We start from the raw sequence: 24,673 nt of genomic DNA on the forward strand, positions 1-24,673 counted from the left end.
CTATTACACACCACCGCCATCGTCGTTACTGAAGCCAGTCTGTCTCCAGGCTTCATAAACGATGATGGCAACCGCATTGGAAAGATTCAGGCTACGGCTTGCGGGTAACATCGGAATACGGATTTTCCGGGTTGCGACAAAACCTTGCAGAACTTCAACCGGCAAACCGCGACTCTCCGAGCCAAACAAAAATACATCATCCCTCCCATAGACAACTTTGCTATAGGGCAGACTGGCTTTGGTGGTAACTGCAAAAATCCGCCGGCTGCCCATTTTATTCAGGCAAGCAGCAAGATTGTCATGAACCGCCAGACAGGTCTGTTCATGGTAATCTAAGCCAGCGCGTTTTAATTGCTTATCATCAAGCGCGAAGCCCAACGGCTTAATCAAGTGCAGACGTGTGCCGCTATTGGCGCACAAACGAATAATATTCCCAGTATTGGGTGGGATTTCGGGTTGATGCAGGATAACTTCGATCATAGAGTTACCAGAAATTTCAGCTCAGTCTACGTGGAATGGCTCTGGCAACTACCCAGATGCTGATAGCAACCGCTCCCTGGCGCCGCAACACCTTTGATAACTCATTCAAGGTCGCGCCGCTGGTCATGACATCATCTACAATTGCGACATGCTTACCGGTCAGGTCCTGCTGACAGGCAAAAGCACCTCGCACATTCTTCTGTCTTTTCCTCCACGGTAATTCAGTTTGCGATACGGTGTCACGACTGCGTGAACACGCATCCAGCAGCAGCGTGATGCTGGTCTGTTTACACAGATAACGGCCAATCTCAAGCGCTTGGTTGAATCCTCTTTGACGCAATCTAACCGCATGGATTGGAACCGGGATGACATAATCCGGCAAAGTGGCCGAAGAAGGAATAACAGAAAGCAGGCAATCAGCAAGAATGGGCGTCAGAGTCAGATCGGGGCGATATTTTAGTGCCTGAATCATGGCATCAACCGGGAAAGTATAGCGAAGTGCGGCAATGGCGTTTGTCCAAACGGGCGGATTGTGTAAACAGCTGCCACAAATATGCGCCGGAGTAATCGGCAGCAAGCACGAGGGACAATGTTGAGCAGGCAACCTCGGCAAATTCACGTCACAAGCCTCGCATAGCCCGTTATTACTGGGGGCAAGACATAGCGTGCATTGCCTGAATCGAAAGCTGTGCTTAAACTCCAGGCATTTGTTTATTATTTTATGGAAATTATTTGACAACCTGAGCACTATCCGTGATGATCTTCAGCTCGACAAATTATAACCGTCAATTTGAATAATATGATTATAGAAACCGGCGCAAACTCAACTGTTGAGAAACTATCCGAACAATCCGGTCAGCGTCATCCTCGCACCATGCCATCTTCCCCTGCTATAAAATGGCAGGTTGAAGCTATTCAAAAGCTGTTGGATCTTCCATTTGCAGACTTGCTCTTTCAAGCACAGACCGTGCATCGCACGTATCACGATGCCAACGCGGTGCAGCGATCGACGCTGATATCGGTCAAAACCGGCGGGTGTTCGGAAGATTGTGCCTACTGCCCACAAGCGGCACGTTACCATACCAGCGTGGAAAACCAGGCCATGTTATCGTGCGAAGAGGTCGTTGCGGCGGCAACAGCAGCCAAGGCGAATGGTGCCACGCGGTTTTGCATGGGGGCAGCCTGGCGGGGGCCTAAACAACGCGATATCGAACAGGTAACCGCAATGATCACGGCTGTCAAAGCCTTGAATATGGAAACGTGCGCCACGCTTGGTATCCTCAAACCAGGTCAGGCGGAACAGCTCAAACAGGCCGGACTCGATTACTACAACCACAATCTCGATACTTCGCCTGAATTTTACGCAGAAATTATCACCACACGCGATTATCAAGATCGTCTCAATACCCTGGCAGCGGTTCGCCAGGCAGATATTCATGTTTGTTGCGGCGGAATCGTCGGCATGGGCGAATCACGCATCGCTCGTGCAGGATTGATCGCACAGCTGGCCAACCTCGATCCTTACCCAGAATCCGTACCTATCAATAACCTAGTTCAGGTGGAAGGCACCCCTTTGCATGGTACGGCAGAACTTGATCCACTGGAATTTGTGCGTACCGTCGCAGTAGCACGCATCACCATGCCAAAAGCAATGGTTCGGCTCTCCGCTGGTCGGCAGCAAATGTCGGAAGCTGTGCAGGCGCTCTGCTTTCTCGCCGGGGCCAACTCGATTTTTTATGGTGAAAAACTGCTGACGACCGATAATCCTGATACCGAAAAAGATCAGATATTATTTGACAAATTGGGGCTGCACGCATTGTAACCACAGGGGCACTTCTAAAAATTCAGAGTTCTAAGCAAGACCAGCGCGAATAAAAAATGTTGACGCAGCATATAATTGATATGTAAGTAAATGTTTTTTGAGTAACGGTGTATTGTTGCGAAATATGAATTTTTAGAAGCGCCCCACAGCCAAATTATTATGCTGACCGATCTGAGTAAAGCGCTGCTGCAGCGCCGTGCGGCTGGATTGTATCGTACCCGTACGATATCGGACGGCCCTCAATCTACGCGAATGACAATCGATGGGGAAACCTTTCTTGCATTCTGCAGCAACGATTACCTGGCACTGGCAAATGATCCGGAGTTGCTGGCAGCAGCATCTCTGGGACTGGAACGCTATGGCATAGGTGCTGGCGCATCACATCTGATCAATGGACACAGTCAGGCGCATCACGAACTCGAAAAAGCACTGGCGGATTTCACCAGATTTCCGCGCACACTACTCTTTTCCACTGGGTATATGGCAAACATGGCGGTTGCTACGGCCTTGCTGGGACGGCACGATGCCATTTTTGCCGATCGTTTCAACCATGCTTCGCTTAACGATGCCGCATTACTCTCGCAGGCAAGCTTAAGGCGTTATCACCACCTTGATCTGGATCATCTCGAAAGCCAGCTGACGCAAACACCGGCAAAATGCAAACTGGTGATGACCGATGCAGTATTCAGTATGGATGGTGATTGCGCACCAATCGGTGATCTGCTCGTATTGTGTCAGCGTTTCGGTGCCTGGCTACTGGTCGATGATGCGCATGGGTTTGGAGTACTGGGGGAGCAAGGTCGCGGGAGTCTTTTTCAGACACATTTTCCGGAGAATCATGTGCCGCACTTAATCTACATGGCGACACTCGGCAAGGCCGCGGGCGTTGCCGGTGCTTTTGTCGCCGCACAGACAGAAGTGATTGAAACCTTGATTCAGCAGGGCCGCACGTACGGCTATACCACGGCTTCGCCACCTTTGCTGGCCCATACCTTGCTGACCAGTTTGCAAATTATTGCACAGCAATCGTGGCGTCGAGAACAGCTTGTTCGGTTAATTGAACGATTACGACAAGGGTTGGTATCACTGCCATGGCAATTGCTGCCCTCAACAACGGCGATTCAGCCATTACTGGTTCGCGATAATGAACAAGCATTGCAGTTGAGCGCGGCATTGCGCGAACGTGGCATCTGGGTACCGGCGATTCGTCCACCGACAGTTCCCAAAGGAACGGCGCGACTGCGGATCACTTTATCTGCCGCACACACTTTAGCAGAAATCGACCAGCTAACGCTTACGCTGCGTGATCTGAAAAATACGCTATGAATACGCAATTTCAGTCGACCGATGAACAAAAACTGTTCATTCAGAGTGAGGGTGGCGGCCCGAATCTGGTCATGTTGCATGGTTGGGGTATGCATGGCGGAATCTGGGATAGCGTTGCACCACAATTGGCGCAGCGTTTTCGTCTCCATCGTATCGATCTGCCTGGCCACGGTTTTAGTCAGGCATTGCCACTGCATTCGCTGGAAAGCCTGACCGCCAGTATCGCTCTTCATGTGCCTGCCAACTCAATCGTCTGCGGTTGGTCACTGGGCGGGCAAATAGCCCTCACGCTGGCAAGGGACTGGCCAGCGTGTGTCAGTCAGTTGGTACTGGTTGCAACTACCCCCTGTTTTACCAGGAAAACGGATTGGTCCTGGGGAATGGCTGCCGCCACCTTGCAGCTTTTCAAGGAGAACCTCGACCGCCAGTATCTGCGGACACTGCAACGCTTTCTCGCCTTGCAAGTCCGTGGAGGAATTGATCAGGCTCCCGTTCTGGCACAGCTGCATGAACGCCTGTTGCAGCGCGGACAGCCAGCACCTCAAGCACTACAGGCCGGACTGCACATTCTGTTGACCAGTGATTTAAGAGCAGCATTGCCGCACATTACCCAACCTGTCATGCTGATTCATGGTGAAAATGATGTGATTACCCCCGTGAATGCAGCACGCTGGATGCAGCAGCAACTGCCTCGCACTCAATTCAAACCAGTAGCGCATTGTGGCCATGCTCCCTTTCTTTCCTATCCGGAATTTTTCGTGGAATGTTTCAATGATTTATGATCACGCACTCGATAAACGCTTGCTGCGCCGCTCGTTCGAGCGAGCCGCGACCAGCTATGATGGTTCTGCCGTACTGCAGCGGGAAGTATGTGAGCGCATGCTATCACGCTTAGCCTACATTAAACGAGACCCTGCCCTCATACTCGATGCGGGTAGCGGTACCGGTTTTGGCACCCGCCAATTACAGGCTTACTATCCGAAGGCAAATCTAATTCCGCTTGATATCGCTTTGCCGATGCATATTCAGGCGCGCGCGCATCAATCTGAATCGGGTCTTTTATCTGAATGGCTGCGTTGGTTACCGTTTAGCAAGCATTCACGAAATTTCTCTGTTTGCGGGGATATTGAGAAAATACCATTTCGTGATGCCTGCGTGGACATGATCTGGTCGAACCTGGCGATTCAATGGTGCAACGACCTCAAAGAGACCTTCTCGCAAGCGTATCGCATACTCAATACGGGTGGACTGCTGATGTTCAGCACCTTCGGCCCCGATACGCTCAAGGAACTGCGCCAGGCTTTCAAAGCTGCTGATCGATACAATCATGTCAACCGATTTGTCGATATGCATGACATAGGGGATCTGTTGGTACATTGCGGTTTTTCTCTGCCGGTCATGGATATGGAATACGTTACCCTCACCTACGAAGATGTCAAAAGTATCATGCATGATCTCAAGGCGATCGGCGCACATAACGTCACACACGGCAGACCGCGTGGATTGATGGGGAAAGGCATCTGGCAACGAGTGGCCGCTCATTACGAAACCCTGCGCCAGCAAGGAAAACTGCCCGCCACCTATGAAATTATCTATGGGCACGCGTGGAAACCGGATTCTCGCCAGCCCGCGCTGAAGGCCGCTACCCGGCGGAAACTGGGTCTGACATAAACGGTGGAGACAGCGAGTCAGATAACCGGATATTTTGTTACCGGCACCGATACGGGTATAGGCAAAACTACGGTGAGCTGCGCATTACTGCATGAGTTTGTCAGACGAGGTAATGCCGCTGTTGGCATGAAACCGGTCGCCGCAGGTAGCGAAAATGGGATTTGGCGAGATGTCCTCAACCTACAACAGGCCAGTAACCTTGCTCTTCCCCATGCACTGATTAATCCCTATGCACTGACAGCACCCGTGGCACCGCACATATCAGCCAGCAAGGACGGTATCCATATTGACCTGGCCGTCATTCATCAGGCATTTAATGCATTGCGGGCACAGGCGCAGATTGTCATTGTAGAAGGTGCTGGTGGTTTTCTGGTACCGCTGAATAATGAGCATGATACCGGCGACCTTGCAACGCTGCTGGGGCTGCCGGTTATTCTGGTGGTAGGCATGCGGCTCGGTTGTCTCAACCATGCATTGCTGAGCGCACATGCCATCCAGGCCAGAGGTTTGGTACTGGCAGGCTGGGTAGCAAACCAGCTTGACCCGGATATGCCATACCTGGCAGAAAATATCGAAACCCTGCGCACACGGCTGCCCGGTCCGTTGCTTGGTATTCTGCCATATCAGCCATTCACCAATGCCGAATCATTTGCCGACTTACTCAAGCTTCCATGAATTTTATTTTGAATGCCTCCGTCGCCTCTATCAATGCAGCCAGAATACCAGGTTCCCAGGCAGAATGTCCCGCATCGGCAATGATTTTGAATTCTGCCTGCGGCCAGGCTTCATACAAATCATACGCGCTGAGAATCGGACAAACGGCATCGTAACGGCCTTGTACGATTACCGCCGGCAGGTCATGCAGCTTGTAAACATTCTCCAGCAGGCTATCTTTTGGCAGGAAGATATTATTCTTGAAGTAATGTGCTTCCATTCTGGCAAGCCCTAAAGCAACAGTATCACTGGTAAAATATTCTACCGTTTCCGCGCTAGGCAACAAGGTTGAACAGCTGCCCTCATAGCGCCCCCAAGATCGGGCAGCAGGCATATGGATGGCGGGGTCCGGATTTAGCAGTCGCCGGTAGTAAATAGCAAGAATATCTGCGCGTTCAATGGGAGACAGTGAATCCACAAACTCGTGCCAGGCTTCCGGAAAGAAATTACGCAACCCATACAGGAACCAGTTTATTTCGCTTTGCCGACAAAGAAAAATACCTCGCAGAATAAATCCTAAGCACCTCTCCGGATGTGCTTCGCCATACGCCAACGCAAGTGTGCTGCCCCACGATCCACCGAATACCAGCCATTTATCTATACCAAGATGCTCACGCAAGGTTTCAATATCTTCGATCAAAAGTGGTGTCGTATTCTCACGAATTTCTCCAAGCGGCATAGACCGTCCTGCACCACGTTGATCATAAATGATGATACGGTAATACGTCGGATCAAAAAAGCGACGGTGCGCTGGTGACGATCCCGCGCCCGGTCCGCCGTGGAGAAATAAAACCGGCAACCCATCAGGCCGGCCTGATTGCTCCCAGTACATGGTGTGAAGGTAATCGAGTGGCAACATGCCATCTGCAAAGGGTTCGATAGACGGGAAAAGCTCTTTTTTTGTCATTGTCTTGAATTGGATTCGGTTGTAACGTAACAGAGGTAGCAGGAAATATTTTGAAGACAAACAGCGTGGCAATTATACGCTGTCGGATCTGGTGCTTCTTACCGGATTATATTCAGGCGGTCTAATGAAATGCGGCACAAATAATAGTGAGTTTTATTGTATGCCGCCTGGTGAATATTGCTATAGTTCCAATACATATAACGGGCGTCTCAAAAATAGAGATCTTTGAGATGATCCGCATTAACTTCAGGGCACTTCTAAAAACTCGGAGTTCTAAACAAGACCAGGAGCGAATAAAAAATGTTGACGCAGCATATAATTAATATGTAATGAAACTTTTTATAAGCAACACAGTATTGTGACGAAATATGGGTTCTTAGAAGCACCCTTCAAATATAAAGGAGAAATCATGCCGCATATAGCAATGGGAGAACAGGAAATGTCAATGTTGCGCACAGAAATTGAAATATTGATGAGGGAACGTCAGTATCTTCTGAAAACAGTAGGCGCAACGGCTTCTTTTGTATCCAGTCTGAATTTTGGTAATCTCCCTGGTCATATCCGTGAGACCGCCAGTCAATTATCATCCTGCCTGAATGCGCTTCCTGAAGAAACGTTACGCGACGCTCTGAAAAGCCAAGGAAAAATTATTCATTTGTGAGCGAACTGACTCATAAGAATTTGCAAAAACCACGGCTTGGTTTGGTTTTAACGGGTGGTGGAGCGCGCGCGGCTTACCAGGTAGGGGCGTTACGCGCCATCGCAGAGATGCTGCCAGCACATGCCTATAGCCCTTTTCCCGTCATCTGCGGTACTTCTGCAGGCGCGATCAATGCAGCGGGTGTGGCCATGGCCGCCACCCACTTTTCAGAAGGAATAAAACAACTCGAATCCGTGTGGGGAAATCTGCATACTGATCAGGTCTATCGTTCCGATCTGTTGGGCGTGCTTCAGAATACTCTGCGCAGTATCGGTTCCTTAACGTTCAAACACATGGCAGGAAAACCGGTATCACTGCTGGATAACCTGCCACTCAAACGACTGCTGGGATGCCGCCTCCCATTTCGGGGTATTCGTAGAAGTATTCATGCCGGTGCACTGCATGCGTTAGGTATCACCGCCTGGGGATATGCTTCTGGGCAATCAGTCACGTTTTATCAAGGTTGTCCGGAAGTTCTGCCATGGAAACGCGCGCAACGAATTGGTGTGCCGGTACGAATCGGGCTGCAACATCTGGTAGCGTCCGCATCAATCCCTTTCGTTTTTCCGGCTATTCGCGTCAATCGCGAATATTTTGGAGATGGTTCGATGCGGCAACTTGCACCGTTAAGCCCAGCGTTACACTTGGGTGCGGAACGTGTGTTGGTTATCGGGGTAAACGAACAAGAAAACCAGCCATGCGATCGCCAAAAAGTAACCAGTTATCCGCCACTGGCACAGATAGCTGGTCACGTCCTGAACAGCATATTTGTAGATAGCCTTGACGTGGATCTGGAACGTCTGCAGCGCATCAACCAGACCATCAATCTGATTCCTGCTGCCCACAAGGAAAACGTGTCCTCACTGCGCATGGTGCGCTCCATGACCATTCGCCCCAGCCAGAAAATTGCCGAGCTTGCACAACTGCATGCCAATAGTCTGCCGCGCACCATACGCTATCTTTATCGTGCCGTTGGCGCAATGGGGCCAAATGGTGCGGCCATGCTGAGTTATCTCCTGTTTGAAGCACCCTACTGCCGGGCGCTGATAGATATGGGTTATCACGATACACTTCACCAACGCGACGAAATACTGACATTCTTATTTAACGAATAATAGGGAAACATATCCACAGCAGACCCCCTCACTCTCACAAAATGTCAACAGACATGAGAACGCCCCCAACAAGATCCACGCAGTCGATGCGTATCCGGATTTTCAGTCCATCGGGTTTAGCTGGTGATTGCTTAGTCTACTCCACTCTACAAACCACTGAGTCAATGCATGAAAGATGAAATCTCCTTCTCAGCGTTTCTGTAGGAGAAACAGAAACTCGCCATCTGTTTCGGCAGAATTTAGCAACTGATGGCCGGTTTGTTCGGCAAACACCTGAAAATCTATCACTGCACCGGGATCGGTCGCCATGATTTTCAGTATTTTCCCGGATTTCATATTTACCAGTTGCTTTTTGGTACGCAAAATGGGTAACGGACAAACCAGCCCGCGAACATCCAACTCTTCATCAAAATTCATATGCTGATATTCAACTGATCAAGAAGCGCATTTTATCTGGCCCACAAAAAATAATGTGCGAGGTGAATGTATAAAGAAAAAAGCTTACCGCAGCAATTCTTCAACCCAAAAAAAAACCGGCACTGTTATAACCGGTTTTTGATTTGGCGGAGAGAGAGGGATTCGAACCCTCGATAAGCTTTTGAGCCTATACTCCCTTAGCAGGGGAGCGCCTTCGACCACTCGGCCATCTCTCCGATAGAAATACTTTTAGCGTCACGCTGGTATGCGGGCCGCTATATTAGCATAGTTTGCGCAAACAGATTACTTCTCCTGATCCAAGTCAAAAGCCTTGTGCAATATACGTACCGCCAATTCCATATATTTTTCATCCACCACCACTGAAATCTTGATTTCAGATGTGGCAATCATCTGGATATTGATCCCCTCTTCTGCCAGCACACGAAACATGTTACTCGCAACGCCAGCATATGATCGCATACCCACGCCTATCACGGAAACTTTTGCAATCTGGTTACCGCCAATAACATCACGCGCCCCAATATGCGGCAGAATCTGTTCTTTGAGAATACTCATGGTTTTTGAGTACTCATTGCGGTTAACCGTGAACGAAAAATCGGTAGTGCCGTCGTGTCCAACATTTTGAATAATCATATCTACATCGATGTTGGCATCGGCAACCGGACCCAGTATTTGATAGGCAATGCCAGGATGATCCGGCACACCCACAATCGTGATTTTTGATTCGTCCCGATTAAATGCAATACCAGAAATAATGGGTTGCTCCATTTGCTTGTTTTCCTCAAAGGTAATCAATGTTCCTTCGCCATGCTCCTCAAAGCTAGAAAGAACTCTTAGCTTGACTTGGTATTTTCCGGCAAATTCCACCGAACGGATTTGCAGCACCTTTGACCCCAGACTCGCCATTTCAAGCATTTCTTCAAAAGTGATTGTTTTTAGCCGTCGCGCGTTCGCCACTACGCGCGGGTCCGTAGTATAAATACCATCAACATCTGTATATATCTGGCATTCATCTGCCTTGAGTGCTGCCGCAAGCGCCACGGCCGTAGTATCGGAACCGCCCCGCCCAAGTGTAGTGATGTTGCCCGCATCATCCCTGCCCTGAAATCCTGCTACGATGACAACATAGCCTGCGGCAAGATCCGCACGAATATATTTTTCATCGATCTTCAGAATACGCGCCTTGTTATGCGCGCTGTCAGTCGTAATACCGGCCTGTGAACCTGTATAGCTTTTAGCTTTCACACCAAGCGTGTGTAATGCCATGGCCAGCAAGGCAATCGAGACCTGTTCGCCCGTCGATAGAATAGTGTCGAGTTCGCGTGCATCAGGTTCAGCCTGAATTTCTCTGGCTAGTGAAATTAGGCGGTTTGTTTCGCCGCTCATGGCAGACACCACCACAACTAGCGCATGACCTTGTGCCTGAAAATTAGCAACACGCCGCGCAACTTGCTTGATGCGCTCCGTGCTGCCTACCGAAGTACCGCCGTATTTTTGAACAAGAAACACCACAGATATTCTTTATTGGTAGTTGCAGAATTTAGAATATGCAAGACAAGATACGCATTTTAAGAAATTTCCAGAAAACTAAAATGACACATCCAATGCTCGCAATGTCTCTTTGGTAAATTTTCCAGCCTCTAACCCGTTTTGCTGCTGGTAGGCTTGTAATGCAGTAAGAGTGCGCGGTCCCAACTTGCCGTCAGCAGTACCGGCATCAAACCCTGCGTCATTCAAAGCCTGCTGAACCTTACGAATCAGATCTGGAGTAGCTTTAACGATTTCATGTCCATCATGGACCGTTTCCTGTACGGTCTCAACAGGCTTCTCAATAGACTCATCGGCGGCTTCTTCTATTGCCGCAACATAGGATTTTGATTCTTCAGCAATGCTTTCCGCCATTTCGCCCAGTTCGGTTTTAACCGTATCGCCATTGTATTCACTGATAGCTTCTTCGGTTTTTTTAATCACGGCGTCTGCTTCTTCAAGAATGGCATCGAGTGACTTCTCGACCGATTCTGCGATCTCCGCAGCATCTGTATGATCTGTATGTAATGAAGGCTCAGTAGCAATAATTACCGACTCATCACTTTGGGTATATGCTGGAACGTCAGCCGCATCCCGGTCAACCTTGGCTGATTTTTCCGGTTCCTCTCCACAACCTGCCAAGAATCCAACTACCAGTAATATCAATGCATTTTTTACAAAAATATTCAGGTTTCCAGTTTTCATATCTCATTCTCCTTGTGAAGTAAATCTGACGGATCTACCAAAGCCATTTTATTGTTAGTCACATATCTAAAAACAACGTATGGCGGAACCAATTACACCATTCAAAATTCATGGTAAGAACTCGTTACCTTATTCTTACCATGACATTCTACTACGTGAGAGCCAGGGTTCAATTCAAATCTGTTAATTTCGGATAACTTGAGGTAAATTGTCATTGTGCAAATCGACAGTCATAGCAACCAAACAATCCATTCCACATGCAAAGCAGCATTCAGTTTGCTCTTGCGTGCCAGCTTGTTTGCTGGATTATGGTGGCTGCTAACTGAAGGGGACTTGACTGCATGGTGGCTCGGCAGTCTATTTGTTCTGATTTCCACCTTCTTAAGCTGGCGATTGCTCCCGCCATGCTCATGGTCACTGGTTGGTTGGCTACGCTTTCTTCCTTATTTCATTTATCATTCCGTTAGCAGCAGTTTCGATGTCGCTTGGCGCGCCTTGCGGCCAGACTTAAACCTTGCCCCAATTCTGATCAGGTACCCCATGCGCCTGCCGGCAGGTTTTCCTCGCATTTTCATGACCAGCGTCACCAGCTTGCTCCCTGGAACATTGGCGGCAGAACTGGAAGAGTCCTGTCTGGTAGTGCATATACTCGATAGCAGGACGCACTACTGGCAGGCATTGCAACAGTTGGAGAACCGCATTGCACGGCTGACCAATATCACTTTACCAGTCACGGATTAGTGGCAAACACATGCATGAACATGATCTCATTCTACGAACTCGTGCTCGCTTTCCTGCTGATCACTCTGGCGGCAGGGCTGTGGCGGATCTTTCAAGGCCCTACCTCGGCCGACCGAATGCTGGCGGCCCAGCTGTTCGGCACCACGGCTGTAGCTATGTTGATCATCCTGTCACAGTTATCCGGCAATCATGCCTTTCGTGACGCTGCTCTGGTACTCGCACTGCTGGCAGCGGTAATGGCAACGGCTTTTGTACGCCGCAGCTGGCATGCAACGACGGAGTCTGACGATGAATCTGACAAATAGCATCACAATCCTGCTGCTTGCAACGGGGGCTTTTTTCTTTCTGGCCGGCGCCATTGGACTGTTGCGCTTTCCGGATGTCTTCACGCGCCTGCATGCACTCACTAAGGTGGACAATCTTGGCCTGGGTCTGATAGTGGCAGCCTTGAGCATTCAGGCCGAGTCATGGACGGTGGTCGGCAAACTGGTGTTAATCTGGTTACTGGTGTTGTTCGCCTCCAGCACTACCTGTCATCTGATCGCGCGTGCCGCGTTACATAAAAATCTACTGCCATGGAAATCACGCTGACGCCCATTCTGTTAGATTACCTGCTCGCTTCGCTCTTAACGCTAACGGCAGCTTTATCGCTGTTCAGCCGCAATCTTTTTCGCGCAATTATCCTGTATATCGTCTTTGGCTTATTGCTGGGACTTGTCTGGATCAGACTGGATGCACCCGATGTCGCGCTTGCTGAAATTGCAATTGGCGCCGGACTCACGGGCGCGCTGCTGCTCTCAACCTGGGCTGTTTTAGCCCGCAAAGAAAAAACGTCACACACACCAAAAACGTGATGCAGCTAACGAGATTACGTAAATACGCCTTGCACCTATCCAGCGCACTGTTAGTCATCTGTGTCACTATTGGGTTAGTTATCGCTATTATTTCCTTGCCAGTTCGTGATGCTGGACTGACCCAGGTCGTTTCTGCCCATCTCACCCAAAGCGGCGTGAGCCACCCGGTGACAGCGGTACTGCTCAATTTTCGTGGCTATGATACGCTGCTGGAAATGGCGGTATTGCTGCTGGCGCTGGCAGGCACATGGTCGCTTGCACCAATTGATACTCGTGCGAGCACCACATCACACTCGCCAGGTGAAATGCTGGACAGCCTGGCGCGTCTTTTAACACCGGTTATCGTATTGGTTGCGGGTTATCTGCTGTGGGCAGGTGCACACGCGCCCGGTGGCGCTTTTCAGGCAGGTGCGCTGCTGGCTGCACTGGGCGTCATGATTCTCCTGACAGGATGGCGTATTCCGGTTGAATTGACTCATTATTTCCCGCGCACACTCCATATTTGCGGTGTTACCGCATTTTTACTCGTCGGCGCTTCTGCGTGGTTACGTGATACGTCCTTTCTTACCTTTCCGCAACACCTTGCAGGAGAGTTGATACTGCTGATCGAGACTTGCGCCATGCTCTCGATCGGCCTGACACTCGCCACCCTGTTTTTGCTGGGAAGGTCACATTCAGCACCATGACCACTACCCTGCTATATGCCTTGACCGGTATCGGCCTGTTTTCACTGGGTCTCCATGCATTGATCGTACAATCCCACTTGCTGCACAAGCTGCTGGCGATCAATGTCATGAGCTGTGGCGTTTTTCTAGTCCTCGCCAGTCTGGCAGCACGCACCCCGGAAGGTAGCGTCGATCCCGTTCCACATGCGATGGTTATTACCGGCATCGTCGTCGCCGTTGCCGCAACCGCACTGGGGCTTGCGATTCTGCTGCGTATCCATGCACTGACCGGCAAGGTACGCCTGCCGGATGCCAATGACCAGCTTGATGACTAACCTAGCATGACCCCACCTGATCTCGGTATAGCGCTGGTCATATTGCCGTTGACAGGTGCGCTGCTGGCATTCCTGATTCACCCGCATGCTCGCTGGATCGGAATAAGCACTGCTCTGGCAATCAATATCGTGCTGGCCTGGCTGCTCACCGATCTCGTCACCTCACCGCAAAGTTACCACTATGCTTTAGGCAGCTGGGGTGCGCCTCTCGGCATCGAACTTCATCTGGACGGGTTGAGTGCGTTCATGCTCATGATGAGCGCCGTGACGGGATCGGGTGTTAGTTTATATGCCTTTACCTGTTTTCGTATGCAATCAACGGAAAATGACCACTCTCCGGCTTTCTGGCCGTTGTGGCTGTTTTTGTGGACAGGGATCAACGCGCTGTTTCTATCGGCGGATATTTTCAACCTGTATGTCACGCTCGAGCTGATCGGTCTGGCCGCCGTCGCGTTGACCGCACTTGCTGGCAGTCGAGCCGCGCTCACCAGCGCCATGCGCTATCTGCTGATCAGTCTGCTTGGTTCACTGTGCTATCTGCTGGGCGTAGCGTTGCTATATCACACTTATGCAACGGTCGATCTCACTCTGCTGGCCGGACGCATCACTGCACAACCCGCAACGCAAGCCGCGCTGGCCTTGATAACGGTCGGCTTGCTGCTCAAATCCGCACTGTTCCCATTACATTTCTGGCTCCCACCTGCGCACGGCAGTGCGGCTGCTCCGGTCAGCGCATTACTCTCCGCACTGGTCGTCAAGGCTTCGTTCTATCTGCTGCTGCGCCTCTGGTTGGAGCTGTTTCACCCCATCCACAACCTGATGCCGGATTTGCTGGGAATACTCGGTGCCGCTGCCATTATCTGGGGTTCGCTACAGGCACTGCGCCAGATTCGCCTCAAACTGCTCATTGCCTATTCCACCGTTGCCCAGCTTGGCTATTTTTTTCTGGTATTTCCACTTACTGCCGGACAATCTGGCGAGATGTCCAGCAGCGCCTGGCAAGGCGTACTTTACATGCTGCTCGCGCACGCACTTGCCAAAAGCGCCATGTTCCTTGCAGCCGGCAATATTCAATTGTTTGGCGGACATGACCGCATTATCGAACTCGACCACATCGCGCAGCGCCTACCGTTGACACTTGCTGCTTTTTCTCTGGCAGGGATCAGCATCATGGGGCTGCCACCAAGCGGCGGATTTATCGGCAAATGGCTGCTGCTGGAAGTCGCCATTGCGCAGGGACGCTGGGGATATGCGATGATCATCCTGCTCGGCGGGCTTCTGGCGGCTGGCTATATTTTCAAGGTAATTGGCTATGCTTTCACCCAGGGACAGATGGAAGACAGTATTTCCGAAACTCATCCTGTTCCCACCGTGATGCAGTGGGCTGCACTGGCACTTGCCAGCGGCTCGATTCTGCTCGGATGGTATCCCGCTCCGCTACTCGAATTGCTGGCAATCGGCGATCCTTTTCATTTTCTGCATCCCAGCCCATGATTACGCAAAGCTGGCTACCACTTCTAGTGCTGCTGACCTCACTGCTATCAGGGCTCATCATTTTTACGTTACCGGAAAAGAGCGTGCGCACCCGCACTACCCTGAACCTGCTGGCGGCATTCAGCAAGGTCGGGCTGGTGAGCTGGATGATCTGGCATATCTATCAGGGGCAGCATTATCAGATCCGTATCCATTTTCTGCCCAATATCGATCTCGTGCTGCAAATGGATCCGCTCGCTGTTTTATTTGTCGGTCTGTCTGCCGTACTGTGGCTCACCACTACTTTTTACGCAATCGGTTATCTGGAAGGCTCACCGCATCGCAGCCGTTTTTTTGGTTTTTTCAGCCTGTGCGTTGCGGCAACCGCTGGTGTTGCAATGGCAGGCAACCTGTTCACATTCCTCATCTTCTATGAGCTACTTACGCTGACGGCCTATCCCTTGATCGTGCACCGCGGTACCGAGGCGGCCCGCAAGGCCGGTCAAACCTACCTCGTCTACACGGTTGGTGGTGGGGTATTATTGTTGACCGGCACGGCGTGGCTACACACGCTGACCGGTACCCTGGATTTCACCCCGCAAGGCTTTGTGCAGCAATTGCCATCCGAATTGCATCCGCAATTGATCGTCATTTTCATACTATTGATCATGGGAGTGGGCGTGAAAGCCACCCTGGTGCCGCTGCATGGCTGGTTGCCACAGGCAATGGTCGCACCTGCACCAGTCAGCGCACTGTTGCACGCCGTCGCGGTCGTCAAGGCCGGCGTATTTGGAATCGTGCGCGTGCTCTACAATGTCTATGGCATCGATTTCGCTGCAGCACTTGGCATCACATTCCCGCTGATGGTACTGGCGGCGATCACCATTATCTATAGTTCATTACGTGCGCTTACGCAGGATGATCTCAAACGGCGGCTCGCCTTTTCCACGGTCAGCCAAGTATCGTATATCACCCTTGGCGTGGCGCTCGCGGGACCAATCAGTGCAATCGGCGGACTGGTTCATTTGGTACATCAAGGACTAATGAAAATCACATTGTTCTTTTGCGCGGGGAATATTGCCGAAACGCTAGGCATCCACAAGATCAGTGAAATGAAGGGAGTGGGTCGGCGTATGCCGCTCACCATGACGGCATTCACACTGACTGCGCTTGGCATGATCGGTGTGCCACCAATCGCAGGCTTCATCAGCAAATGGTACCTCGGCATGGGCGCACTGCAAAGCGGTCATGCTTGGGTGATTGGTGTACTGATCGTCAGCACGTTACTCAATGCCGCCTATTTCCTACCCATTTTATACACGGCGTGGTTTGACCAGCCAGATACAGAACAGACCGCTCATCCGGAAACCTCGCACCTGCTGCTCTGGCCTCCGGTTATAACTGCACTGCTGTCACTCGCTGCCGGCCTGTTCGCCGCCCTGCCCTACACGCCGCTGGAATGGGCACGCTTCATCGTTAGCTTCGAATTTTTGCAACGATGATGGGATCATTGATTCCGCACATCGTCATTTGGCCCTTACTGCTTGCAGGCATGCTGCAGACTCCCCGATTGCGCACACTCGCCTTGAGATTATCGCCCTGGGCGACTTTTCCAGCGTTACTGACAGCACTGTTTGCATCGCACCATGAAGTCATCAAATTGCCGTGGCTGCTGCTCGGCAGTGAGTGGGGTATGGATTTAACCGGGCGCGCCCTCCTGCTGCTGACAGGTTTACTATGGGGACTAGCCTGCTGGCATAGCCGCTACCATCTTCCCCCTACACAACAGGCAAGTTTTTTTTCCTGGTTTCATCTCGCACTCGCCGGCAACATCGGACTTATCGTATCACTCGACATGCTCAGCTTTTACTTGTTCTTCACGCTGATGAGCCTCGCTTCTTACGGTCTGGTGGTGCATACACGCAGTGAACGCGCCTGTTACGCCGGCAAGTGCTACCTGATCTTCGTCATTCTTGGTGAAGCAGCACTGTTCGCCGCGCTGCTCCTGGTTGCCTCCACCTGCAGCACACTCTCGTTCGAGGCAGCACGCCCGCTGCTTGTACAATCCGAATGGCTGGATACCATCCTGCTACTCGCCTGGATCGGGTTCGGCATCAAGGTCGGCACAATCGGCCTGCATGTCTGGTTGCCACTCGCTCACCCGGTCGCGCCGCCACCCGCCAGCGCCGTGCTCTCCGGCATTATGCTCAAGGCAGGATTACTCGGTTGGCTGCGGCTGCTCCCTTTGGGAGAAGCCACGCTGGAGAGCTGGGGCGAATGGTGGATGGTATTGGGTCTATTGGCAGCTTTCTGCGCTGTTCTTATCGGGCTTACGCAACGAGACGCCAAGACACTGCTCGCTTATTCCAGCATCAGCCAGATGGGACTGTTGACCGCCGCTGTCGGTCTCGGTCTGATTCTACCCCATGCCTGGCCGCAAATCCTAACCACGATTCTGATCTACAGCCTGCATCACGGATTTGCCAAAGGCGCACTGTTTCTGGGAACCAGCATGCTGATGCATACTCATCCGATATCACGGAAATGGCTACTGGCAGGGGTAGCGTTACCGGCGTTATCCTTGGTCGGCGCACCGCTGACAAGCGGTTGGCTCGCCAAATCGCTCCTGAAAACACAAGCTATGCACGCACCAGACCACTGGGAAATACTGTGGCAAAATCTGCTGCCAGCCAGCGCGGTTGCCACCGCGTTACTGATGGCAAGATTCATGCTGCTGGCAATCAGGGTGAAACCGGACGAGACCCTGCCCATCCCTGCCCACATCCATTCTGTGCCATGGGCAATTCTGCTGCTACTGGTTGCCATCATGCCACTGGCAACCAACTGGCTGGGCGATTTTGAAATTTCATTGTCACTGATCATCAACAGCCTCTGGCCGCTCATGTTCGCTGGACTGCTCTTCCATTTTTTTTACCGGCAAGCTATCAGAGACACACCACTGAATCAGCGAATTGCCAATTTAGCAATTCCACCAGGCGATATGCTGGCCTGGTATGAACATAGCATCCGGATCACTTCAGCCCGTCTTCACCATCTGCTTGATCGAAAGCTTCCTTGCTGGCTGCAGAAAACCCGGCACATGCTCCTGCGTAAGCTGGATTTGTCCGCGTGGTCAGCCCACCTCGACCGGGCAGAAAAGCTGCTCTGCCACTGGCCGGTCGCGCTGTGTGGACTAATTCTGTTGGGGATCATCCTCACCAGGTTGATACCTCTCGCTAATCAAAAGCTGATTTAGGCGTGTGCGATAACCGACTGGCTTGTTTATAATCAGTCCATGTTAAATCGTTACCACTTAACACAACAAAAACTCGGCGAGCTGGAATACGAGCATCGCCATACCAGCGACAGGCGGTCATAGTCAATATTCAAATCCAGGTGCAGCACGCCACAGGTCCACACCCGGATGACCATTGCGCTTGCCCACCCCAGGTGCGATCTCGTTCTCAAGCAACACAAATACCTGCTCACGTAGCACTTCATTCAGGTGCAGGTACTGCAAACTTCCTAATACCCTAAAAGCTAATTTAATTTTCTAAAACACCACATATCTCCTTTTTGCATAAAAAAATCGCAAAAGAGTCATCATTTATCCAAAACATCACATAATTTTCACTTTTCAAGCGTTAGAATTACTTAGAACAGTAACTGGCGAGACAGCGCAAAAATTTACAGATATTTGAATTATATTAAATTAATTGATTTTTAATGCTGTGGTGATTTTGAAAGAGGAAAGGCAAAATAACAGAGCGATGAAATATAACAACCAAACTATATTGAAATTGTATCTAAATTTGCTTATTTGATTTAGATTCTCAAGATTTGATACTTTAAAACCTAATCTCTTAACTAAGCTATTAAATTAGTGAGTTTTTCTTGAATTTTTTTTGATGTTAATAAAGTGGAAACCATGGTGCTAAAAAAATTATCTTTAAATTACTCGATAATATTTTTATTTATAGGTTGCTTATATTGGGGAAACAACTCATTCGCTGCAGAAACACAAATATCAGAAACAGAAAATTCTAAAAAATCCTTTGTTTTAAAAAACAAAACTTTACTTGCTGCAACAGGTGCCAACTCAAATTCGGGAGCTGTAGGTCGTTTTCCAGGTGACTTTGACAAACTAGCTCATATCATGGAAACGCACGAGTCCGCGCTTTCAGCCTTAACACCTGATTGGCTAAATATAGGTATTGAACATCGAACACGTTTCGAAGCCTATGATAATGGTTTTACAAGAGGGATTCCGGGTGATAATGAGCAGATTCATCAGCGGACAAGATTCTTGTTTGAAATCAAGAATATTCTCGATCCGCTTCAGTTCACACTTGAACTGACCGATATACGGGCGCCAATGTCGCACCACGGTCAAGCAAGCTCAAATGTGTTTTCCAATCATTTTGATTTTACCCAGCTTCATCTTGATCTAGTGACTAAGGATTTTTTTGGGACAGGCCACGCCGCGAAGCTTGAAGTCGGCCGCATGGTTATGGATTTTGGAGAAGGACGCTTGGTAGCGGGTCATCGATGGGGTACCTTAACGCCCACATTTGACGGGGTACAGGTGAGATTGGGTACAGACCAGGAGGGATGGGGGCTTAGAGCATTTGGAACACGTCCAGTTAATCGCGAGCCTACGCATTTAGATTGGAATACCCCTGAGACTTACTTTTCTGGTATACACATCACGAGCCGTGATTTGGCTTGGGCAAATGCAGACTTGTATTTTTTTGAACTGAATGAAGGAAATAAAGGCAGAAAACGAGATATTTCCACAACTGGATTTAGGGTATTTGCGAAGCCTAACAAAGGTCAGCTTGACTACGAAATTGAATCCATGTATCAGTTTGGAGAAGTTGGCTCTACTAACTACTTTGCGCATCGTCATCATGGAGAAATAGGTTATAGCTTTAACACTAAAATGCCTTTCAGAATTGTTTATCCGTTCGATTACTCATCGGGAGACCGCGATCCCAATAAGAACTTTGATTTTTTATTTGCAAAACGCCGCGTTGAGTTTGGTCCTACTGGGATTCTAGGCATATTCTTTCCTTCGAACATTATTTCGCCTGTTGGTCTTCGTGCAACGCTTTCACCAACACCCACTGTCCGACTTATGATGTCTCATCGCGCGTTTTGGTTGGCTGATAAACGTGGCGCGTTCGTTGGCTCTGGATTGCAAGATGCAACCGGTCAAGCCGGTAGCTTCTTGGGAAATCTATTTGACATGAGTCTCAGTTGGAGTCCTCAGACCAGTTATTTAAGGCACATGAGCTTAGATGTGGGATATTCCCATTTATTTAAAGGCTCTTACTTTGATAAAGTCTCACAAAGCCCTGGCAGCGCTGATACCAATTATGGGTATACCATGCTGACCTTTAAGTTCTAAATAATGGGTGTGCTGCCAAAGAAGGAGCTCATGTGTTTAAGCAACGGCTAAATTTGCATGGTATCGCTGCGTAAATTGTGCTGGCGATAGGTAGCCCAATCTTTCTTTCTTGCGGTTCTGTCACATTAAGCGAGATCATCGATACATCGTGTAGACTGCTGGTATTGTAAAAATGATTAGGCTACATGCTAACTGTAAAAGGAATACGCTTTCCGATTGATGTAATTCTGGTTTGTATTCGTTGATACGCAGCGTATCCGTTAAGTTGCCGACACCTGGAAGAGATGATTGAGGAGCATAGTGTTACAGTTGACCATTCTACAGTGAGCCGTTGGGCGATCCGGTTTCTACCAAGATTGGAGAATATTTTCAGAAGAAAGTATAAACGCTCGGTTGGTAGAAGCTGGCGTATGGACGAGATCAATACCAACAGGGAGATACTCGGTGGCTCGTCAGGTCAAATACCTCAGCAATATCGTGGAACAAGACCATCGGGCAGTGAAGCGAATAACAAAACCAATGCTCGGGTTCAAATCTTTATAATCAGCTAAAAACATCCTAGCTGGCATCGAACTCATGCACATGATGCGCAAAGGTCAGATGGATGGATAGAGGGAGCTGACAAGATGTCTTTTGCTCAGCAATTTTATGCTCTGGCAAAATAATCTCGTTAAGACCAGATGTACGCTTGATAAAATCAAACAGATATCAGCTTTCTTTCTTTAATGCGACAAAACCTTGCTCAATGCGACCGGTTCAAGGATCTACTGCCGGCCGGCTTCCGACTCGATCCACACGGGCAGCGTGATGAGTAAACGCAAACGCAATTTCGTCGTCATCGGACTGGGCACGTTCGGCCGCACCATCGCCACCGAGTTGGCCGACTTTGGCAACCATGTGCTGGTCATCGACCACAACGAGGACAATATCAACGCCGTGCTCGACTCGGTATCCGAGGCGGTAATCGCCGATTCCAGGGACGAAGAGGCGTTGCGCCAGGCTGGCGTCGGCGACTATGACGTCGCCGTGGTCGCGATTGGCGACGAGATCGAAGCCAGCGTGCTATGCACAATGAACGTCAAGCTGCTGGGCGTGGACATGATCTGGGCCAAGGCGCTGAGCCGCACCCACCACCGGATCCTGACCAAGCTCGGTGCCGACCGGGTCATACACCCGGAACAGGACGTCGGCCAACATATCGCGCAAATGCTGCACAACCCGCTGGTGCGTGATTACCTGAGCCTCGGCAACGGCTACTACATCATCGATCTGCATGTGCCTGAAACGCTGCACGGCAAGACGCTGGACACGCTCAAACTCGACGAACACCCCTACCTAAGCTGCCTGGGCGTGATACGCGGTTCCAAACACATCGACTTCAACGAATCCGATCTGGTGCTCAAACAAAACGACAAGCTGCTGTTGCTTGGCAAGCGCGATGAATTACGTGACTTTTCCGAAGGGCTATGAGCCGCGACCGGAGCTGAACGATGCGCAACCCGTCCGGCAAGACCGTGCACCTACCACCAACCACGGTTCTGGTGCTGGCCTACGCGCTGCTGATCGTGCTGGGTGCGGCGCTGCTGCTGCTCCCCGAGGCCTCGGTTCACGGCGTGACGCTGTCCGAGGCACTGTTCACGGCCACCTCGGCGGTCACCGTCACCGGACTGGTGGTGCTCGATACGGGCGGCGACTTTACGCTGTTCGGCCAGGCTGTGATCCTGGTGCTGATCCAATTCGGTGGGCTGGGCATCGTGACCTTCTCGGTGGTGGTACTGTGCATGCTGGGTCTGCCGATCAGCCTAGAGCACAAGCTGTTCCTGAGAGACGAACTCAACCAAACCTCGATGCGCGACCTGCTGAAGATGGCATTGGTCATTCTGCGCGTGGTGCTGGTGTTCGAGGCCGTCGGCCTAGCCGCGCTGATCTGCGTGTTCGTGCCTGAATTCGGCTGGAGCCACGGCCTGTGGCAGGCGCTGTTCCATGCTGTCTCGGCGTTCAACAACGCCGGCTTCGGGCTGTTTTCCGACAGCCTATCGCGCTGGGTTGACAATCCGCTGGTCAACTTGGTGGTGCCGCTGCTAATCCTTGTCGGCGGCATTGGCTTCAGCGTGCTGACCGACCTGCGCGATTCGCGAAGCTGGGACCGGCTGTCACTGCACAGCAAGCTGACCCTGGCCGGTACAGCCGGGCTGATCATCTGGTCTGTGGTAACGTTCGCGGCCATCGAATGGAACAATCCGGCTACGCTGGGCTCGCTTGCCGGCTGGGGCGAGAAGCTCATGGCCAGCAGCTTCCAGGCGCTGACCACGCGCACGGCCGGCTTCAACACGCTCGATATTGGCCAGATTGAGGACGCCAGCGCACTGATGTTCATCCTACTAATGCTGATAGGTGGTGGCTCGGCGTCCACCGCCGGCGGCATCAAGGTCACGACCTTTGTTGTGATGTTGCTGGCCACCTTGGCCTATTTCCGCCGCCGCGACTACCCAACAGCATTCCATCGACGGCTCGATGGCGAGGAGGTGATGAAGGTGCTCGCGTTGATCTCGCTGAGCCTGATGCTGGTCTTGGCCGCCGCCTTCGTGCTCGCCCAGACTCAGGACCTGCCATTCCTGGAGCTGATGTTCGAGGTCGCCTCGGCATTCGGCACGGTGGGCCTGAGCATGGGCGTGACCGGCGAACTCGACGGCTTTGGTCGTGCCGTGATCATAGCCCTGATGTTCATCGGCCGGGTCGGCCCGCTTGCGCTGGGCCTGCTCCTCGCCACCCGCGTGCCACCGAGGGTGCGCTATCCCGAAGGAAGGATCTTTCTGGGCTAGTCCGGAGCCTTGAAAGACAGGAGCGAAGTCAGCGCACGAAGTACACGAACTGAGGTACGCTGAATTTTATGGAGTCTAAGATTTCGTGAAATGTAGTTATGAAATGGAGGACAAAAATGGCTCTGCGGATTACGTTTGCAAGCTGTTACACCTAACTTTCCCCGATCATACCGAACTCAATCGGCGTTTTGACGTAGAACATATTAATACCTTCTTGCTTCAGATGCGCGAACATACGTTCTGCTTCCTGTTCATTCACAGCCATCGTCACTTCGATAGGCTGATCAGTCAGTTCAAAGAAATGCGCGGAATGGAGCTTGCGGTCATGTCCAAATCCTTCGGTCGCAACAATCAGAGTTGCGCCTCCAATACCAAGTTTCTTGGCTTCTTGCACCAACCATTCCCCTAGCAGCATGTGATCGTGCTTGCGATCTTGCTGAGTAAAGAAAGTCAATTGATACCCATTCATAGTCTTCTCCTTAGAATCAAATAGTCCTGAACGCAGAAACTGTCGCTAGTCCTAACATCGTCATCATCAAAGAACCTATCACATGAACACTAATTGCGCCAATGGCCCAAAGCATACGCCCCTCTTGAATCAGCACCGTTACTTCGGCAGAGAAAGTGGAAAACGTGGTTAACCCACCCAGGAAACCGGTAATTACAAGCAAGCGCCACTCGGGTGCAAGACCAGGATGCTGAGTAAATATAGCGAGCGCCATGCCTATCAAATAACCACCAATGAGATTCGCCGCTAGTGTGCCAAGTGGAATAGTCGGAAACAGTGCATTGAGCGACAATCCTAACAGCCATCTCAGCACAGCACCAAGTGATGCACCAATACAAATGGCTAATATGGAGTTGAGCATAAATTTCTGTCAATATCGATTTTGGAGTTATCAATTTTAAATTCTTTCGCTTGTGAAAATGATAAAATTTTTAAGCTATTAAGAAAACAGTGGAATTTG

27 protein-coding genes, 1 tRNA gene and 2 pseudogenes are annotated in these 24,673 nt (G+C 50.7%); 20 read left to right on the plus strand and 10 right to left on the minus strand.

From position 1 onward, the window contains the following. Nucleotides 1-3 precede the first annotated feature (3 nt). Complete coding sequence (locus NSMM_RS06190; RefSeq protein WP_090285667.1) at nucleotides 4-480, minus strand: tRNA (cytidine(34)-2'-O)-methyltransferase; 477 nt, start codon at nucleotides 478-480, stop codon at nucleotides 4-6. Nucleotides 481-496: 16 nt separating this feature from the next. Next, complete coding sequence (locus tag NSMM_RS06195) at nucleotides 497-1,057, minus strand: ComF family protein (RefSeq protein WP_245654703.1); 561 nt, start codon at nucleotides 1,055-1,057, stop codon at nucleotides 497-499. Nucleotides 1,058-1,354: 297 nt separating this feature from the next. Between NSMM_RS06195 and bioB the strand changes: the two genes are divergently transcribed. The 5 genes from bioB (at nucleotide 1,355) to bioD (ending at nucleotide 5,974) form a co-directional block, all read left to right on the plus strand. Then, the gene (gene bioB / locus NSMM_RS06200) at nucleotides 1,355-2,302 is read left to right on the plus strand and encodes a biotin synthase BioB (protein ID WP_245654712.1); all 948 of its coding nucleotides are present in this window, start codon (nucleotides 1,355-1,357) and stop codon (nucleotides 2,300-2,302) included. A 159-nt stretch (nucleotides 2,303-2,461) separates the two neighbouring features. Next, a complete protein-coding gene (bioF, locus tag NSMM_RS06205) occupies nucleotides 2,462-3,628 on the plus strand; it encodes an 8-amino-7-oxononanoate synthase (RefSeq protein WP_090285673.1) in 1,167 nt (388 codons plus the stop codon). Then, nucleotides 3,625-4,410, plus strand: coding sequence for a pimeloyl-ACP methyl ester esterase BioH (gene bioH, locus NSMM_RS06210; RefSeq protein WP_090285675.1), 786 nt, complete (start codon nucleotides 3,625-3,627; stop codon nucleotides 4,408-4,410). Before bioF ends, bioH begins: the two co-directional genes overlap by 4 nt. Beyond that, on the plus strand, nucleotides 4,400-5,299 hold the full coding sequence (gene bioC, locus NSMM_RS06215; RefSeq protein ID WP_090285677.1) for a malonyl-ACP O-methyltransferase BioC: 900 nt from the start codon (nucleotides 4,400-4,402) through the stop codon (nucleotides 5,297-5,299). Before bioH ends, bioC begins: the two co-directional genes overlap by 11 nt. A gap of 3 nt (nucleotides 5,300-5,302) precedes the next feature. Then, nucleotides 5,303-5,974 carry a dethiobiotin synthase gene (bioD, locus tag NSMM_RS06220; protein WP_176753872.1) on the plus strand — a complete coding sequence of 224 codons (672 nt, stop codon included), beginning with the start codon at nucleotides 5,303-5,305 and terminating at the stop codon, nucleotides 5,972-5,974. Here bioD and pip read toward each other — a convergent pair. Next, nucleotides 5,961-6,920, minus strand: coding sequence for a prolyl aminopeptidase (gene pip / locus NSMM_RS06225; protein ID WP_090285679.1), 960 nt, complete (start codon nucleotides 6,918-6,920; stop codon nucleotides 5,961-5,963). The two genes, bioD and pip, sit on opposite strands and share 14 nt — an antisense overlap. 409 nt (nucleotides 6,921-7,329) lie before the next feature. On the opposite strand from pip, the gene NSMM_RS06230 reads away from it, so the two are divergent. Further along, nucleotides 7,330-7,581: a hypothetical protein gene (locus NSMM_RS06230; RefSeq protein ID WP_090285681.1), complete on the plus strand. Its 252-nt coding sequence runs from the start codon at nucleotides 7,330-7,332 to the stop codon at nucleotides 7,579-7,581. Then, a complete protein-coding gene (locus NSMM_RS06235) occupies nucleotides 7,578-8,735 on the plus strand; it encodes a patatin-like phospholipase family protein (protein ID WP_090285683.1) in 1,158 nt (385 codons plus the stop codon). Before NSMM_RS06230 ends, NSMM_RS06235 begins: the two co-directional genes overlap by 4 nt. A gap of 189 nt (nucleotides 8,736-8,924) precedes the next feature. On the opposite strand, the gene NSMM_RS06240 is transcribed toward NSMM_RS06235, so the two are convergent. From NSMM_RS06240 to NSMM_RS06255, 4 genes are all read right to left on the minus strand, one after another. Then, complete coding sequence (locus tag NSMM_RS06240; RefSeq protein WP_090285685.1) at nucleotides 8,925-9,152, minus strand: sulfurtransferase TusA family protein; 228 nt, start codon at nucleotides 9,150-9,152, stop codon at nucleotides 8,925-8,927. 144 nt (nucleotides 9,153-9,296) lie between these two features. Continuing rightward, nucleotides 9,297-9,388, minus strand: a tRNA-Ser gene (locus tag NSMM_RS06245). A 67-nt stretch (nucleotides 9,389-9,455) separates the two neighbouring features. Further along, on the minus strand, nucleotides 9,456-10,685 hold the full coding sequence (locus tag NSMM_RS06250; protein WP_090285688.1) for an aspartate kinase: 1,230 nt from the start codon (nucleotides 10,683-10,685) through the stop codon (nucleotides 9,456-9,458). 75 nt (nucleotides 10,686-10,760) lie between these two features. Further along, nucleotides 10,761-11,405 (minus strand): peptidoglycan-binding domain-containing protein, encoded by a 645-nt coding sequence (locus tag NSMM_RS06255; protein WP_090285691.1) that lies wholly within the window; start codon nucleotides 11,403-11,405, stop codon nucleotides 10,761-10,763. A gap of 276 nt (nucleotides 11,406-11,681) precedes the next feature. Here NSMM_RS06255 and NSMM_RS06260 point away from each other — a divergent pair, with 276 nt between their 5' ends. From NSMM_RS06260 to NSMM_RS06300, 9 genes are read left to right on the plus strand one after another with little or no spacing between them, the layout of a single operon-like run. Then, nucleotides 11,682-12,146, plus strand: a complete 465-nt coding sequence (locus NSMM_RS06260; RefSeq protein ID WP_176753873.1) for a Na+/H+ antiporter subunit E — start codon at nucleotides 11,682-11,684, stop codon at nucleotides 12,144-12,146. Between the two features lie 14 nt (nucleotides 12,147-12,160). Then, nucleotides 12,161-12,451: an MrpF/PhaF family protein gene (locus NSMM_RS06265; protein WP_218121028.1), complete on the plus strand. Its 291-nt coding sequence runs from the start codon at nucleotides 12,161-12,163 to the stop codon at nucleotides 12,449-12,451. After that, entirely contained in the window at nucleotides 12,435-12,737 is a 303-nt protein-coding gene (mnhG, locus tag NSMM_RS06270) for a monovalent cation/H(+) antiporter subunit G (protein ID WP_090285698.1), read from the plus strand. Before NSMM_RS06265 ends, mnhG begins: the two co-directional genes overlap by 17 nt. Further along, on the plus strand, nucleotides 12,722-13,000 hold the full coding sequence (locus NSMM_RS06275; protein WP_090285701.1) for a Na(+)/H(+) antiporter subunit B: 279 nt from the start codon (nucleotides 12,722-12,724) through the stop codon (nucleotides 12,998-13,000). The genes mnhG and NSMM_RS06275 overlap by 16 nt, the downstream gene beginning before the upstream one ends. After that, complete coding sequence (locus tag NSMM_RS06280) at nucleotides 13,000-13,686, plus strand: MnhB domain-containing protein (protein ID WP_090285703.1); 687 nt, start codon at nucleotides 13,000-13,002, stop codon at nucleotides 13,684-13,686. Before NSMM_RS06275 ends, NSMM_RS06280 begins: the two co-directional genes overlap by 1 nt. Continuing rightward, nucleotides 13,683-14,000 carry an NADH-quinone oxidoreductase subunit K gene (locus NSMM_RS06285; RefSeq protein ID WP_090285706.1) on the plus strand — a complete coding sequence of 106 codons (318 nt, stop codon included), beginning with the start codon at nucleotides 13,683-13,685 and terminating at the stop codon, nucleotides 13,998-14,000. The genes NSMM_RS06280 and NSMM_RS06285 overlap by 4 nt, the downstream gene beginning before the upstream one ends. A gap of 6 nt (nucleotides 14,001-14,006) precedes the next feature. Further along, nucleotides 14,007-15,494 (plus strand): complex I subunit 5 family protein, encoded by a 1,488-nt coding sequence (locus NSMM_RS06290; RefSeq protein WP_090285709.1) that lies wholly within the window; start codon nucleotides 14,007-14,009, stop codon nucleotides 15,492-15,494. Beyond that, complete coding sequence (locus NSMM_RS06295) at nucleotides 15,491-16,975, plus strand: complex I subunit 5 family protein (protein WP_090285710.1); 1,485 nt, start codon at nucleotides 15,491-15,493, stop codon at nucleotides 16,973-16,975. Before NSMM_RS06290 ends, NSMM_RS06295 begins: the two co-directional genes overlap by 4 nt. Continuing rightward, nucleotides 16,975-18,729: a complex I subunit 5 family protein gene (locus NSMM_RS06300; RefSeq protein ID WP_176753874.1), complete on the plus strand. Its 1,755-nt coding sequence runs from the start codon at nucleotides 16,975-16,977 to the stop codon at nucleotides 18,727-18,729. Before NSMM_RS06295 ends, NSMM_RS06300 begins: the two co-directional genes overlap by 1 nt. Nucleotides 18,730-18,839: 110 nt before the next feature. Here the strand turns inward: NSMM_RS06300 and NSMM_RS15585 are convergent. Next, nucleotides 18,840-19,008, minus strand: a pseudogene (locus tag NSMM_RS15585) (ISNCY family transposase); the annotation flags it as partial. Between the two features lie 393 nt (nucleotides 19,009-19,401). On the opposite strand from NSMM_RS15585, the gene NSMM_RS06305 reads away from it, so the two are divergent. The 4 genes and pseudogenes from NSMM_RS06305 (at nucleotide 19,402) to NSMM_RS06320 (ending at nucleotide 23,705) form a co-directional block, all read left to right on the plus strand. Further along, nucleotides 19,402-20,883 carry an alginate export family protein gene (locus NSMM_RS06305; RefSeq protein ID WP_090285714.1) on the plus strand — a complete coding sequence of 494 codons (1,482 nt, stop codon included), beginning with the start codon at nucleotides 19,402-19,404 and terminating at the stop codon, nucleotides 20,881-20,883. Between the two features lie 185 nt (nucleotides 20,884-21,068). Continuing rightward, nucleotides 21,069-21,495, plus strand: a pseudogene (locus NSMM_RS06310) (IS6 family transposase). Between the two features lie 126 nt (nucleotides 21,496-21,621). Further along, a complete protein-coding gene (locus NSMM_RS06315) occupies nucleotides 21,622-22,353 on the plus strand; it encodes a potassium channel family protein (RefSeq protein WP_218121029.1) in 732 nt (243 codons plus the stop codon). A gap of 20 nt (nucleotides 22,354-22,373) precedes the next feature. After that, nucleotides 22,374-23,705 (plus strand): TrkH family potassium uptake protein, encoded by a 1,332-nt coding sequence (locus NSMM_RS06320; protein WP_090285719.1) that lies wholly within the window; start codon nucleotides 22,374-22,376, stop codon nucleotides 23,703-23,705. Between the two features lie 151 nt (nucleotides 23,706-23,856). On the opposite strand, the gene NSMM_RS06325 is transcribed toward NSMM_RS06320, so the two are convergent. Continuing rightward, nucleotides 23,857-24,174: a DUF190 domain-containing protein gene (locus tag NSMM_RS06325; RefSeq protein WP_090285721.1), complete on the minus strand. Its 318-nt coding sequence runs from the start codon at nucleotides 24,172-24,174 to the stop codon at nucleotides 23,857-23,859. A gap of 16 nt (nucleotides 24,175-24,190) precedes the next feature. Then, the gene (gene crcB / locus NSMM_RS06330; protein ID WP_090285724.1) at nucleotides 24,191-24,574 is read right to left on the minus strand and encodes a fluoride efflux transporter CrcB; all 384 of its coding nucleotides are present in this window, start codon (nucleotides 24,572-24,574) and stop codon (nucleotides 24,191-24,193) included. Between the last annotated feature and the right edge of the window lie 99 nt (nucleotides 24,575-24,673).

Origin of the sequence: Nitrosomonas mobilis (assembly GCF_900103035.1) — a bacterium.
In the GTDB taxonomy this organism is placed as follows: domain Bacteria; phylum Pseudomonadota; class Gammaproteobacteria; order Burkholderiales; family Nitrosomonadaceae; genus Nitrosomonas; species Nitrosomonas mobilis.

Coding starts and splice junctions, on each gene's coding strand:
- NSMM_RS06255 (WP_090285691.1), bottom strand. CDS start 11,405: ATGAAAACTGGAAACCTGAATATTTTTGTAAAAAATGCATTGATATTA.
- NSMM_RS06280 (WP_090285703.1), top strand. CDS start 13,000: ATGCAGCTAACGAGATTACGTAAATACGCCTTGCACCTATCCAGCGCA.
- bioH (WP_090285675.1), top strand. CDS start 3,625: ATGAATACGCAATTTCAGTCGACCGATGAACAAAAACTGTTCATTCAG.
- NSMM_RS06190 (WP_090285667.1), bottom strand. CDS start 480: ATGATCGAAGTTATCCTGCATCAACCCGAAATCCCACCCAATACTGGG.
- crcB (WP_090285724.1), bottom strand. CDS start 24,574: ATGCTCAACTCCATATTAGCCATTTGTATTGGTGCATCACTTGGTGCT.
- NSMM_RS06275 (WP_090285701.1), top strand. CDS start 12,722: ATGGAAATCACGCTGACGCCCATTCTGTTAGATTACCTGCTCGCTTCG.
- NSMM_RS06230 (WP_090285681.1), top strand. CDS start 7,330: ATGCCGCATATAGCAATGGGAGAACAGGAAATGTCAATGTTGCGCACA.
- bioB (WP_245654712.1), top strand. CDS start 1,355: ATGCCATCTTCCCCTGCTATAAAATGGCAGGTTGAAGCTATTCAAAAG.
- NSMM_RS06285 (WP_090285706.1), top strand. CDS start 13,683: ATGACCACTACCCTGCTATATGCCTTGACCGGTATCGGCCTGTTTTCA.
- NSMM_RS06305 (WP_090285714.1), top strand. CDS start 19,402: ATGGTGCTAAAAAAATTATCTTTAAATTACTCGATAATATTTTTATTT.
- NSMM_RS06300 (WP_176753874.1), top strand. CDS start 16,975: ATGGGATCATTGATTCCGCACATCGTCATTTGGCCCTTACTGCTTGCA.
- NSMM_RS06265 (WP_218121028.1), top strand. CDS start 12,161: ATGAACATGATCTCATTCTACGAACTCGTGCTCGCTTTCCTGCTGATC.
- NSMM_RS06240 (WP_090285685.1), bottom strand. CDS start 9,152: ATGAATTTTGATGAAGAGTTGGATGTTCGCGGGCTGGTTTGTCCGTTA.
- NSMM_RS06290 (WP_090285709.1), top strand. CDS start 14,007: ATGACCCCACCTGATCTCGGTATAGCGCTGGTCATATTGCCGTTGACA.
- bioC (WP_090285677.1), top strand. CDS start 4,400: ATGATTTATGATCACGCACTCGATAAACGCTTGCTGCGCCGCTCGTTC.
- NSMM_RS06320 (WP_090285719.1), top strand. CDS start 22,374: ATGCGCAACCCGTCCGGCAAGACCGTGCACCTACCACCAACCACGGTT.
- pip (WP_090285679.1), bottom strand. CDS start 6,920: ATGACAAAAAAAGAGCTTTTCCCGTCTATCGAACCCTTTGCAGATGGC.
- NSMM_RS06295 (WP_090285710.1), top strand. CDS start 15,491: ATGATTACGCAAAGCTGGCTACCACTTCTAGTGCTGCTGACCTCACTG.
- NSMM_RS06325 (WP_090285721.1), bottom strand. CDS start 24,174: ATGAATGGGTATCAATTGACTTTCTTTACTCAGCAAGATCGCAAGCAC.
- mnhG (WP_090285698.1), top strand. CDS start 12,435: ATGAATCTGACAAATAGCATCACAATCCTGCTGCTTGCAACGGGGGCT.
- bioF (WP_090285673.1), top strand. CDS start 2,462: ATGCTGACCGATCTGAGTAAAGCGCTGCTGCAGCGCCGTGCGGCTGGA.